Genomic DNA, 11,920 nt, shown 5'->3' with positions numbered 1-11,920 from the left:
TCAGGCGAAGGTCGTCGCGACCATGATGCCGAATACGACCCCGAGCGCGATCCCGCAGAGCCGGCCGTAAATCGAGGCGCGAACATTGTCGTCGAGCACGAACGGGGAGCGCTTGTGTTTCCACACCGTGCTGAACGCCACCGGGCGGGTCAGCAGCGCAATGCATGCGATCAGCACCGGCGTGGCGACGAGCAGCGCGATGCGCTGGCCGTTCCAGTCGACGCCGTGCATGGCCAGCGAAACCAGTGCGGCAAGCGGCACCTCGACGCACAGGCCCAGCAACGAGCCGTTGACGAAGGAATCTCCGGGTGTCTGGAACATGATCGGGTCGTACCGTTCGAAGCAAACCGGTGCCCGGCTCGGGCCCCTGAAAATAAGCGCCGCGACCGCGTCGGACGGTCGTGGCCAGCCGTGTTCAACATTGGGTTGACGGGCGGATGGTAAGGCAAAGCGTCGGCCGGTTGTCGCTCCTTCAAGTAATTTGACAAACACCCCGGCCGGTGGCGTGACGGCCGGGGTCTGTACGCGCCGGCAAGCGGGCGTCGTGGCGTCGGCGCGTCTACGGGATGGCCTTCGCCATGGCCATGACGAGGTTGCTCGACTGCTGGACGATGGTGTTTCGATACGATTCGAACATCGGATCGGTCAGCTTCGCGTCATCGCCATTCGAGAAGTGCGTCATCACGGGCGTATGAAGATGGCCTGCGAAGATCTTTCCGTCGGGTGCGAGCGTGTCGCGCAGCAAGGTGTTCCGGTAGCCGCTTTCGTTCGACAGGTAGTTTCCGCCGCCGCCGTTCTGCGCGCATGAAAGTACCGCGGGCGCGGTCGGCGCCGTGGTCGGCGGATACGTATCCGAACCGGTGAAGCTCACGACGCTCGCGGCATTGCCGCAGTCGGTGAATTCGGAATGGTCCGTATGCCAGATCACCGCGTATCCGCCAGGTTGCGACGCACCCGGCAGGGTGATTGCCGCGCCGGAATTCGCCGCAATCATCGCATCGAACGGTAGCGTGGTCGTCGTGAACTGCTTGGGCAGATAGGCTTGCCACGGTTGCGGATCGAAGCCCAGAACGTCATCCGGCGGATAGATGTCCGCGTCCTGCATGCCGGGCAACAGCGGGGCCGCCCGCGGGTTGCCGATCGTCGTGCCGAGATTGTCGGGGTACGCGGCCGCGTGATAACGGCCGTGCCAGTTCTCGATCCAGAATTCTCCCTCTCCGCCCTGGCTCATCGTGATCGACGCATTCACCCGTTCGGCGCCCGTGAAGAAAGGGGCGAGCGTATGTTCCTGCATGCCCTTGCGGAACGGATCGTAGTCGACCGGCAGCAGGTAGGTCTGGATCACGGCGGTCGACCCGTCGGCCAGCCGGATCTGCCGATTGTTGAGTGCGAGCGCGACAGCGCCTGACGGATTGCCCGTCCGGATGTTGGTGGACGGATGGTTCGCGCCCGGCGTGCCCAGCGTGAACGGATCGAACCCGCTGACGATGATCCGCTTGATGCCGGCGCCCGACGGGAAGCTCATCGCATATTGTCCGCGCGACGCACGTTCGAGTACCCATTGCAGCTGCGCCCGTTGCTCGGTCGTCAGCGATGCCTGCGGCACCCATTGGCGCAGCGCCAGCGTCATCTTCAGGCGCGCCCAGTAAAGCATCCGGTCGTCGCTTTGCGGCAGTGTGCCGGCCACCTGCCGGCCCTGTACGCGGTCGACCGTTGCCTGCCACAGTGCCTGCCCGGAAATCTTGACCGTGCGGACCGCGTCGGCAAACGATTGGATCGCACCGTCGGTGCAGAGCTGCCTGACGAAGTTCGGCCCGAACTGGTCGAAGCCGGCAGCGGCGAGCAACTGGTCGGCGAACGGCGTGGTGACCCCCGGCAGCACGTTGACGAGCCGCTGCTCGTCAACCGATGGCGTGACGCCTGCGTTCATGCAGCCTGCGTACTGGGCTGCCGGAGGCGGGTTGGTGGCGCCGTTCGGCGGGATCAGGGAAGGCGCAGGATCGGCGGGGCCGGTCGTCGGCGCGGACGGGGAGGCGGTCTGGCCGGCCACGGGGGGCGACGCAGCCGTGTCGGATTGGGTGTCGCCGCCGCAACCGGCGAGCCCCAGCACGGTCGTCCAAAGCAGCGTTGCGAGTCGGGTGCGCTTCACTTTGCCGTCCCTCCACTCGCGGGTGTCGCCGGCGGGGCGGGCAGATCGGAGCGCTTCGGCAGCGGTTGACTGCATTCGCCGTCAAAGTACGGACCACTGATCAATTTCCATGCGGCATTCGGCGCATTGGCCGAACACTTCACGTCGCTTCCGTCCCGCCATTGGTAGTACGCGCCCTGGTACTGAGCAAAGGCAGTCGTGCTCAAAGCGACCAGCGCAAACATTATCAATGTTCGTTTCAAAATGACCTCCCGCCTCGTTGATTGCCAATTGATGTTGAGTAAAGTCTGGCTTTGACCGGTCAAGAAAATGAATGACATGCGTCAATGAGTTCGACACACGGACGAAGGGTAAGAAGAAAAAAAGCGCGTCGCTAACGAGTTTTTCTTCGCGCCACGTATAGAAAACCTTAACGAAGATCCGGGTTTTCCCGGTGCGGAAAACTAAACGTCAAATCTCTTTTCCGGTAAACGATCGACATGCATAAGTGAGCTGGCGCACGCGCTGTCAGCGCGAGGCGGAGCAGGCTTCGGGATGCGCGTGGCACTCGCGGCATGAGTGCGGAATGGTTCAGGCAGGCCGTGCATTCGCGAATGCATTGCTTCATGCTTGACTGTGTTTTTCAGCTGCGTTACAAATGGTTACATGCGGGAATTCGTGTAAATGTGGCCGATACGGCGGGTCGGCTATTTGTTGAAAAATAACAAACGAGCATTATCGAGTGCCTCGTTTTGATGAAAACGAATATTAATAATCTGGAAAAACGAGATGAATGTGCGTTGCGTGTCGTGCCTGGCTTCCATTGCCGTTTCAACGTTTCTGACAGGGTGCGTTTCGGTACAGCCCAAGGCCATTTCGCAAGACGGCACGGCAGCGTTGGGTGGCAAGACGATTGTCGTCAGCACCTATGAAACACCCAGCTTCAGCGCGATGACACCGGGCAAGGCCATGTTCGGCCTGATCGGCGGGGCCGTCATGATCAGCACCGGCAACAGCTTCGTTCGGGACAACCGGATTGCCGACCCGGCGGTCGCGATCGGCAACGGCCTTGCAAAAGCGCTCGCTGAAAAATACGGGGTTGTCGTCAAGCCGGCAGGCGACGCCAAACCGCTGGCCACGGATGCGCTCGATGTGCTCGTCGCGCAATACCCGGGCAACGACCTGATCATGGACAGCCGAACGATCAACTGGATGTACACGTATTTCCCCAACCACTGGGGCACCTATCGGCTGGTTTATTCCGCGAAGATCCGTCTCATCGACGCGCGTTCCAAAACCGTGCTTGCGGAAGGCGTGTGCAGCCGGGTACCGGAGTATTCGGCCGATCTGCCGGATTACGACACGCTCACGGGCAATGGCGGCGCGTGGGTGAAGGAGAAACTGCGCAGCTATGCCGACGCGTGCGTGAACGAATTCGGCGCAGCGTCCCTGGCCCTGCCGCAGATTGCGAGCCAGACGAACACGGCGCAGCCGGTTCCGGCTGCACCGCAGTAACGCGCAGTCGTACCGGGGCCACCCGGTACGACTGCGGTGGGTGCCGCACAGGTGCGCCACCGCAGGCAGATCCACTGGGGTCTTTCTGAAATGGACGTGGTGTTGCCGATGCCCCGATCGATTTCTGTCGCGATCGCATGAAGAGGGCGCATGCAATTGCTTCCCGGCGATCGGCATCGCCCATAACGGCGCGAGGATGTCAGGCGGCGAAGATCCGGCGCTGGTAGTCGAGGATCAGGCGATCGATGTCCGGGCCGTCACGCCGCGGCTGGCTTTTCGGCTCGAGCCAGAGCCATCGCATCATCCGGTAACGCGCCTCGACGCACATCAACCATGCGTCCCAGTCCGACCAGTGGCGCAGCAGCGGAATGTTGCGGATGTCCCGCAGCCCGTCGCGAATCTCGTACACGTGGAAATGCTGGCTGGCGCGCTGGCTCAGTTCGTCGAACGCGCGCGCGGCTTGCGCCGGGTCGGAAAGCAGGAAATCGTGGATCTCGATGATCACGTGGCTGCCGGCAAGCTGTTCCAGCAGGGTGGCGTCGAACAGGTCGAATTCCGCGCCCTCGATATCGCACAGGATGACCCGGCCGGCCGGATCTCCGCCATGCTCCGCGAGGATCGCGGGCAGGTTGCGATCGGCCTTGCCGTGGACGGCGACGCGGTCCGCCAGCCCCATCTCCGCGGCGCGGTGCTGGATCGCCTGGCGGCGTTGCTCGTCCATCTCGAAGCACAGGCTGCGGGCAAAGACGTTGTTCCTGACCAGGCCGATGCCGAAGATCCCGTCGGCGGCGCCGAGGTCGACCAGCACCTTGTCGGGGGAGCCGAGCGCTTCCAGGATCGCGCATACGGCGATCTCGTAGGTGCCGAGCAGGTAGCCGCCGACCGCGACCTCCGCCCAGTGACTGACGCCGACCGGAAACCCGCGAAGGATGCCGTACTGGACGATCGAGCCCGTTTGTTCGCGCAGCAACTGCGACAGATAGTGCAGGCGAAGATTCGCGGCCTGGATCGAGCTCTGGCTGAAGTACTGCGCGTGGTCCATGTTTGTCGTTCTCGCTGGGTGGAGATGCGCGTCGGGGAATGCGGCGATGACGGGCGGGCTTCTGCGGATGCGAGTGCGTTGTCCTGCCTCGGACAAGAATATAGCGCGTTGTCGGCTCAGCGCCAGCACGACACGAATCCGGCAGATGGCGGGATGCAGGGCCCGGCCCGTGACGGGTGCGTTCGTCGATCGCGGCGGGCGACGATGACGGCCGATGCCCGTCCGACACGGTCGGACCTCGAAGGTCCGTCGTTCGAGCGGGACACGGCCGCCCGACGACCGTCTGTCAGCGATCGCGAACGGCCGAGGGCTGGCCGGGCCCGGCCTCGATCGACGACGCTCCCAAGCGGTTGGATCGCTGCATCCCGACGGTCCGCTCGGTATCGACCGGATGTCATCCCCCCGCCATGCGGCGGAGATCGACCAGCCTGTCGAACGTCTCTCCATCCAGCAGGCCGAGTTCGATCGCCGCCTCGCGCGGGGCGATCCTGCGGCCACGGGCATGGCGGGTGATGGAAGCTGCCTTGTCGTAACCCAGCACCGGGTTGAGTGCGGTGACGGCGAGCAACGGGCTTTGCAGGTCGCGCGCCAGTCGTTCTCCTGCCGGCTGGATGCCTGGAATGAGCCGAGTGGCCACCATGTTCGCGCCGTCCGCGAGCAGCCGGATCGACTGAAGGACGTTGTAGATCAGCACCGGTTTTGCCACGTTCAGTTCGAAGCTGCCGGACGCGGCGGCCATCGTTACCGTCACATGATTGCCTGCCACCTGCATCGCTGTTTGCACCATGACCTCGGCGATGGTCGGATTGCGCTTGCCGGGCATGATGGAGGACGTCAACCCGTCGTCCGGCAGCAGCAATTCGCCGATGCCGGCGTTCGGGCCGGAACTCATCCAGCGCAGGTCATTCGCGATCTTGGTGAACGACGCGGCGATCACATTGAGCGCGCCGGAGAGCTCGAGCAATGCGTCGTGCGCGGCCATGCCTTCGACCTTGCAAGGATTCGGACGGAATGCCAGGCCGCTCAGCCGGCTCGCTTCCTCGCAGAATGCACGGTCGAAGCCGGGCGGGGCGTTCAGGCCGGTCCCTGCCGCCGTACCGCCCTGCGGCAGGACAAGCAGGCGGGGCATCGTGTCGTGCAGGCGCGCCAGCGCATTGTCGACCTGCGCGGTGAAGCCGTCGAAGCTACGGCCGAGCGTGGTGGGGACCGCGTCCATCAGGTGGGTGCGACCGATTTTCAGCACGTCGGTGAACGCGCCGGCGCGTTCGCGCAGGCTGTCGCGCAACCGGCGAAGCGCCGGGGCGAGCCGGTCTTCCAGTTCGATCGCAGCACTCATGTGCATGACCGACGGAAAACTGTCGTTGGACGACTGCGAGGCGTTCACATGGTCGTTCGGATGCACGGGAGACCGGGTGCCCAGCGGCTGCCCCAGCCGTTCGTTGGCCCGGTTCGCGATCACCTCGTTGGCGTTCATGTTGGTTTGGGTGCCAGAGCCGGTCTGCCAGATGGAAAGCGGGAAGTGATCGTCGAATCGGCCGCAGCGCAGCTCTTCCGCGGCGGCCACGATGGCTGCACCGAGCCCTGCGTCAAGTACGCCGCAGCGCATGTTGGCGCGGGCGGCGGCCATCTTGTGCAGGCCGAAAGCATGGACGAGGCAGTCGGGGAAGCGTTCCTCCCCGACCGCAAACACGGTCAGCGCGCGCTGCGTCTGGGCGCCCCAATAGCGGTCGGCGGGAATGTCCGCCGGGCCGGACGAGTCATTCTCGATGCGGTACGTTGTCATGATGAATTCAGGGAGCGTTGTCGGGGTCAGGCAGCCGTCGTGCGTTGCAGCGGGCCGCCCGGCGAATGAGGATCCACCGCATTGGCGTCGTCGCCCGGCAGGGTGCCGTCGTCGAGCGCGGCGTCGGCTGCGGCCAGGTCGGGATGGCGCTCGGGATAAAGATGGCGCTTCGCGGTCTCGGCATCGAACGTGCCCGACCACTTCGCCACGACCACCGTCGCCACACTGTTGCCGATGGTGTTGCAGGTCGAGACGGCCATGGACAGGAAGCGGTAGACGCCAAAGATCACGGCCAGCCCTTCCACCGGCAGTATCCCGGTCGACGTCACCGTCGCGGCAAACACCACGAACGAGCCGCCGGATACCGTGGCCGCGCCTTTCGACGTCAGCAGCATCAGCACCAGGATGCCGAACTGGTGGTCGAGCGTCAGCGGCACACCATACGCATGGGAGATGAACATCACGCCCATCGCCATGAAGATCGACGTGCCGTCGAGGTTGAAAGCGTAGCCGGTAGGCAGCACCAGACCGACGGTCTGCTTGGCGCAGCCCAGCCGCTGGAGCTTGATCAGAAGGCGCGGCAGTGCGCTTTCCGACGAGGCCGTGCCGAGCACGATCAGGATCTCGTCCTTGATGTACCTCAGGAAGCGCCACAGGCTGAAGCCGGCCACTTTTGCGACGATGCCGAGCACGACGGCGATGAACAGCACCACCACCGCGTAGAAGCTCAGCACGAATTGCGCCAGTGCGACCAGGACGGCTGACCCATTGATGCCCACCGAATAGGCCACCGCGCCGAAGGTGCCGATCGGCGCGAGCTTCATCACGAGATTGATGAAGGAGAACAGCACGTCGGAGAGGGTGTCGAGGCCACGGTTGATGGTCGCGCGGCGCGTCTCCGGAATGGCCAGGATCCCGATGCCGACCATGACCGCCAGCACCACGACCTGCAGCAGTTCGCCCTTGGCAAATGCGCCGACGAAGTTGTCGGGCACGATGTGCATCATGAATTCGAGGAAGCCCTGCGGCGCCACGACCTTTGTTGCCGGCGTGATGGTGCCGGTTGTGACGTGGGCCATCCCCTTCCCGATTTCCAGCAGATTGCCCGCGAGCATGCCGACCATCAGCGCGACGGTCGAAATCACCTCGAAGTAGAGAATCGAGCGCCAGCCCACGCGCCCGGCGCTCTTCGCGTCGCCCGCCGACGCGATGCCGTGCACGATGGTCAGGAATACGAGGGGCGCCACGCCGACCTTGATGAGCGACAGGAACATGTCGCCCAGCAGCTTCAGCTTCGCGGCGAAGGTCGGGAACACGAAGCCGACGCCGATGCCGAGGAGCAGTGAGACGAGCACCTGCATGCCGAGCTTGCGATACCACGGAAGCCGCGGGGCGGCCGGCGGCGCGGCTGGCGGAACTGCGAGGGTATGGATGGTCGGGTCTTGCATGATGTCTACCTCCACCGGGGCCTGTGTTCAGGCCACCTTGTTCGAGAGTTCGATGGCGCGATCCACCATCTGCGGGGCGAGGCCGAGATAGTTGGCCGGGTCGCACAGGCGCTCGATGGCCGCACGGTCGAGATGCTGCGTGACGGCCGGCAGCGCGCTGAGCGCGTCGGCCAGCGTGCCGCCGGCTTCGTTGACGGTGCGGCAGGCGTCATACACCACGTCGTGCGCCTGCTGACGGCCGATATGCGGCGCCATGCCCATCATCACGGCCTCGGCCACGATCAGGCCGTTGGAAATATCGAGGTTGTGCCGCATGCGAGCGGTGTCGACGATCAGCCCGCCCAGCGCGAATTTCGCCTGGTGGAGCGCGCCCGAGGTCAGGATGAAGCTCTCAGGAATGGCGATCCACTCGGCGTGCCATGGGCCGGTGGCGCGCTCGAAGTCCTGCACCATGGCATCGACCATCAGCCCGGCGTGCTGGCGCACGGCCTTGGCGGCAGCCAGCATCAGTTCGCTGGAAATGGGATTGCGCTTCTGCGGCATCGTGCTGCTGGCGCCGCGCCCCTTCACGAACGGCTCGTAGACTTCCGCGAACTCGGTCGACGCCATGATCATGATGTCGAGTGCGATCTTGCCGAGCGAGCCGGTGACAAGCGCGAGCAGGTTGACCGCTTCGGCGAAGCCATCGCGCGCCACGTGCCAGGTGGTGGCCGGCACGCCCAAGCCCAGCTCCTTGGCCAGCGCCTGCTGGATCGCAAAGCCCTTCTCGCCGACCGATGCCAGCGTGCCGGCCGCGCCGGCGAATTCCACCACGGCCACGCGAGGGCGCAGTTCGGCGATACGCTGCTGGTGCCGGTCGAACATCGCGAGCCAGATCGCGGTCTTGTAGCCGAAGGTCACCGGCAACGCCTGTTGCAGGTGCGTGCGCCCGGCCATCGCGGTATCGCGGTGCTTCGTCGACAAATCTGCGAGAATGCCGCGCAGTTCGCGAATGTCGGCGTCGATGCTGTCGAGTGCGTCGCGTACCTGGAGGGCGACGGCGGTGTCCATGATGTCCTGCGTGGTTGCCCCCCAGTGCACGTAACGGCCTGCTTCGCCGCACATCGTCACGAGCTGATGGACCAGCGGCAGGATCGGATAGCCGACGATGTCGGTTTCCTCGCGCATGTGGTCGAAGTCGATCCGCTCGATGCGCGACTCGCTCGCGATGACCTCGGCGGCTTCATTCGGGATCACGCCGACGCGTGCCTCAGCCTTCGCCAGCGCGATCTCGACGTCGATATAGCGCTGCACGAGCGCGCCGTCGGAGAAGATCTGGCGCATCTTCTTCGTGCCGAAGGCATCCCGGAAGAGCGCGGAATCGACGACGGTGCTGGCGGCGGGGATGGCGTTGTGGAGCATGGTGCTACCTTGTGGCGGGAGGTCGGGTTGGCTAATATGTTCGAACAAATCGCATTAGATATGTTCGAACATGTTTGGCAAATCCGGGTTTACCCAATTCGAATGAAACGTGATGTTGGCGAACCAGATGAGCAAAACCAACGCGGCGGAGATCGCCAGGCAACTTCTAGACGGGATCGCCAGCGGGCGCTTCCCGGTCGGCTCACTGCTGCCCACCGAATTCGAGTTGTGCGAGCAGTTCAACGCGAGCCGTTACACGATCCGAGCCGTGCTGCAGGAATTGCAGGACCAAGGGCTCGTGTCGCGCCGCAAAAACGTGGGCACGCGGGTCGAGGCGTCGCGGCCCAAGGCCAGGTTCCGGCCGACGCTTGCCTCGGTGGACGATCTCGTCCAGTTCGGCGTCGAGCATTCGCGCCACGTGCAATCGGTGGGAACGGTCAAGGTGAAAGGGGCGCTGGCGCGCGAGATCGGCTGCGCGGAGGGGACACCTTTACTGCGAATCTCCAGCATTCGTCTGGAGGAGGGCCGGACCGACGCCCCGATGGCCTGGACGGACATCTACATCGATCCGGCGTACACGGACATCGGCGAGCGGGTGCGCAAATCGACGGAACTGGTCAGCGCGCTGATCGAATCGCGCTATGGCCGCCAGATTGCCGAGATCGAGCAGGATGTGCGCGCATCGACTCTGTCGGACGAGCGCATCGGGAAGGGACTCGGGCTCGAGCCTGGCGCAGCAGTGCTGAAGATTTCGCGCCGCTATCTGGACGCCACCGGGGAGGCATTCGAATTCTCCGTGACGGTGCACCCTGCGGACAGTTTTGCGTTGTCGATGCGGCTGACACGATCGGCCGGATAGCGGGGCAACGGAACGCGTGGAACCCGGCCCGGACGGACGCCGGCCGAGCGGGAACCCGGGCCAGGCGGCTGCACGGTGTTGATCGGCCTCCGGCCACAAAGGCCCGGCGGCAACGGGTCAGCGCAGTGCTTTCATCACCTCGTCGGCTGCGCGGATCCCGGACTCCAGCGCCCCCTCGAAATAGCCGATGCATGCCGTGGCGGTCTCCGTACCGGCCCAATGAATGCGGCCGAACGGTTCGCGAATACTGTCACCGTATGAGGTCAGGACGCCGGGCGGCATATGGGATGCGTACCCGCCGAGCGCCCATTCGTCCGTCGTCCAGTCGTAGTCCGCATAGTCGAGAGGCGCCGCCGCTTCGTCGCCGAAGTAATGCACGAGATCGGCAATGACGTGCTCCCGGCGCGCTTCCTTGCCGAGCCCGCTCAGTTCAAGTGCGTGGTTTCCTTCGATCAAGCCCACCAGCACGCCGACACTTTCGTCGGCCGGCGACTGATCGAACACGAAACCCAGATGACGGCCGGCGCTGGCAACCGAACCATTGAGCCCGCGACTGCGCCAGAACGGGGTAGGGTAGGCCACGTGCATCTTGATGACGGCACCCATCTGCATTCTTTGCAGCAGTCCTGCGCGTTTGACGGGCAGCGGAGGCGTGAAGCGAATACGGGAGGCGAGCGCGGGAGGCGCGGTGACGATTGCGGCCTTCGCCTCGTACGTGCCTTGCGGACATATCGCGCGAACGCCGTTCGCATCTTGTTCGATCGTGCTCACCGGTGCGTCGAGCACGATGCACCCGTTCAGCCGCTCGGCCATTCCTTTCGGGATCAGCCACGCGCCGCCCAGGAACTTGTCCTGTTGTGCACCGCCTTCGACACCCATCATCGTTTCCAGGCCACCCCCCTGTCGCAGGCACTCCAGGAAGAACAGATACGACACATGCAGGGTCTCGGTGCAGGTGATCGCGCTGGTGATCAGGCGGGCAAAGTCGCGGGCGGCAGCAGTGTCCACATTCTTGTCGATCCAGACCTCGATCGACATCGCATCCCACTGGAGCGCGTTCTCGGCCAGCCACGGCGAGCCGACCGGGAGCGTCTGCATGTCGCGCTTCCATCGATGCAAGGTCAGACCCAGTTCCAGGGTCGACAGGAAAGGGAGCTTCGGCGTGCTGGAATACGCATGAACTTTCCCGTCGATATTGACGAGGCTGTTGCCCTTCGTATATTGGCTGTACATCGGCACGCCGAGCTCCGTCGCTTGTTCGCGCAGCAGCCTTTGTGATGCGCCGACCCATTGGCCCCCGAAGTCGACCGTTTGACCGCCGACTTCTCCCGGCATCGACCGGCCGCCGACTCTGTCGCGCGCCTCGAGAATCACGACCCGCTTCCCGGCCTTCCTGAGTTCGAGCGCGGCCTTCATCCCCGCGAGACCGGCGCCAATGATGAGTACATCTGAGTCGTGGCCGGCCGAATGATCGATCGTTGCCATGGTATCCCTCTCCTGGTCACGTTTCTGCCGCGCCCGGTCACGACACGCCCGTGTCGCCTGACGTAGCCGGCTTCAAAAAAACCCTTCATCCCGTTGTCGATACGACGGTCAAGCCGACGGTGCTCGCGGAGCGCCGTCCTCCCCGCGCCGGCGCACGAAGGCGCCGTGTGGCGCGATGCCTCCGGACGAGGGCTCGAGGTGCAGGAATGCATCGTTATAGGTCATATGACCGAAAATGGCAAGTCGCGGGATGGTGCCG

General features: G+C 64.3%; 10 protein-coding genes. 2 read left to right on the top strand and 8 right to left on the bottom strand.

What is annotated here, in order from left to right; translation table 11 throughout:
• The 3 genes from OHZ10_RS34495 to OHZ10_RS34485 form a co-directional block, all read right to left on the bottom strand.
• Complete coding sequence (locus OHZ10_RS34495) at positions 1-321, bottom strand: hypothetical protein (protein ID WP_059241860.1); 321 nt, start codon at positions 319-321, stop codon at positions 1-3.
• 238 nt (positions 322-559) lie between these two features.
• Entirely contained in the window at positions 560-2,149 is a 1,590-nt protein-coding gene (locus OHZ10_RS34490; RefSeq protein WP_342706416.1) for a hypothetical protein, read from the bottom strand.
• Positions 2,146-2,469, bottom strand: a complete 324-nt coding sequence (locus OHZ10_RS34485) for a hypothetical protein (protein WP_174993964.1) — start codon at positions 2,467-2,469, stop codon at positions 2,146-2,148. Before OHZ10_RS34485 ends, OHZ10_RS34490 begins: the two co-directional genes overlap by 4 nt.
• A gap of 448 nt (positions 2,470-2,917) precedes the next feature.
• Between OHZ10_RS34485 and OHZ10_RS34480 the strand changes: the two genes are divergently transcribed.
• Entirely contained in the window at positions 2,918-3,643 is a 726-nt protein-coding gene (locus tag OHZ10_RS34480) for a hypothetical protein (RefSeq protein ID WP_155627355.1), read from the top strand.
• 199 nt (positions 3,644-3,842) lie between these two features.
• Here the strand turns inward: OHZ10_RS34480 and OHZ10_RS34475 are convergent, their stop codons facing one another.
• The 4 genes from OHZ10_RS34475 to pcaB all read right to left on the bottom strand — a co-directional run bounded on the left by OHZ10_RS34475 (position 3,843) and on the right by pcaB (position 9,317).
• Entirely contained in the window at positions 3,843-4,814 is a 972-nt protein-coding gene (locus tag OHZ10_RS34475; protein ID WP_342706415.1) for a hypothetical protein, read from the bottom strand.
• 265 nt (positions 4,815-5,079) lie between these two features.
• A complete protein-coding gene (locus OHZ10_RS34470) occupies positions 5,080-6,468 on the bottom strand; it encodes a class II fumarate hydratase (RefSeq protein WP_342706414.1) in 1,389 nt (462 codons plus the stop codon).
• Between the two features lie 26 nt (positions 6,469-6,494).
• Positions 6,495-7,916: a cation:dicarboxylate symporter family transporter gene (locus OHZ10_RS34465; protein WP_425394808.1), complete on the bottom strand. Its 1,422-nt coding sequence runs from the start codon at positions 7,914-7,916 to the stop codon at positions 6,495-6,497.
• 27 nt (positions 7,917-7,943) lie between these two features.
• Positions 7,944-9,317, bottom strand: a complete 1,374-nt coding sequence (pcaB, locus tag OHZ10_RS34460) for a 3-carboxy-cis,cis-muconate cycloisomerase (RefSeq protein ID WP_174993968.1) — start codon at positions 9,315-9,317, stop codon at positions 7,944-7,946.
• 127 nt (positions 9,318-9,444) lie between these two features.
• Here pcaB and OHZ10_RS34455 point away from each other — a divergent pair, with 127 nt between their 5' ends.
• On the top strand, positions 9,445-10,176 hold the full coding sequence (locus OHZ10_RS34455) for a GntR family transcriptional regulator (protein WP_059242477.1): 732 nt from the start codon (positions 9,445-9,447) through the stop codon (positions 10,174-10,176).
• Positions 10,177-10,293: 117 nt separating this feature from the next.
• On the opposite strand, the gene OHZ10_RS34450 is transcribed toward OHZ10_RS34455, so the two are convergent.
• Entirely contained in the window at positions 10,294-11,661 is a 1,368-nt protein-coding gene (locus OHZ10_RS34450; RefSeq protein ID WP_342706413.1) for a flavin monoamine oxidase family protein, read from the bottom strand.
• Positions 11,662-11,920 lie beyond the last annotated feature (259 nt).

The organism is Burkholderia arboris (assembly GCF_038723655.1).
GTDB classification, from domain to species: domain Bacteria; phylum Pseudomonadota; class Gammaproteobacteria; order Burkholderiales; family Burkholderiaceae; genus Burkholderia; species Burkholderia arboris.
This window is presented reverse-complemented; position numbering and strand designations above follow the sequence as displayed.

What these genes read in the sequence shown, in the direction of transcription:
- OHZ10_RS34495 (WP_059241860.1), bottom strand. Translation starts at nt 321, where the DNA reads ATGTTCCAGACACCCGGAGATTCCTTCGTCAACGGCTCGTTGCTGGGC.
- OHZ10_RS34485 (WP_174993964.1), bottom strand. Translation starts at nt 2,469, where the DNA reads ATGTCATTCATTTTCTTGACCGGTCAAAGCCAGACTTTACTCAACATC.
- OHZ10_RS34480 (WP_155627355.1), top strand. Translation starts at nt 2,918, where the DNA reads ATGAATGTGCGTTGCGTGTCGTGCCTGGCTTCCATTGCCGTTTCAACG.
- OHZ10_RS34470 (WP_342706414.1), bottom strand. Translation starts at nt 6,468, where the DNA reads ATGACAACGTACCGCATCGAGAATGACTCGTCCGGCCCGGCGGACATT.
- OHZ10_RS34465 (WP_425394808.1), bottom strand. Translation starts at nt 7,916, where the DNA reads ATGCAAGACCCGACCATCCATACCCTCGCAGTTCCGCCAGCCGCGCCG.
- pcaB (WP_174993968.1), bottom strand. Translation starts at nt 9,317, where the DNA reads ATGCTCCACAACGCCATCCCCGCCGCCAGCACCGTCGTCGATTCCGCG.
- OHZ10_RS34455 (WP_059242477.1), top strand. Translation starts at nt 9,445, where the DNA reads ATGAGCAAAACCAACGCGGCGGAGATCGCCAGGCAACTTCTAGACGGG.
- OHZ10_RS34450 (WP_342706413.1), bottom strand. Translation starts at nt 11,661, where the DNA reads ATGGCAACGATCGATCATTCGGCCGGCCACGACTCAGATGTACTCATC.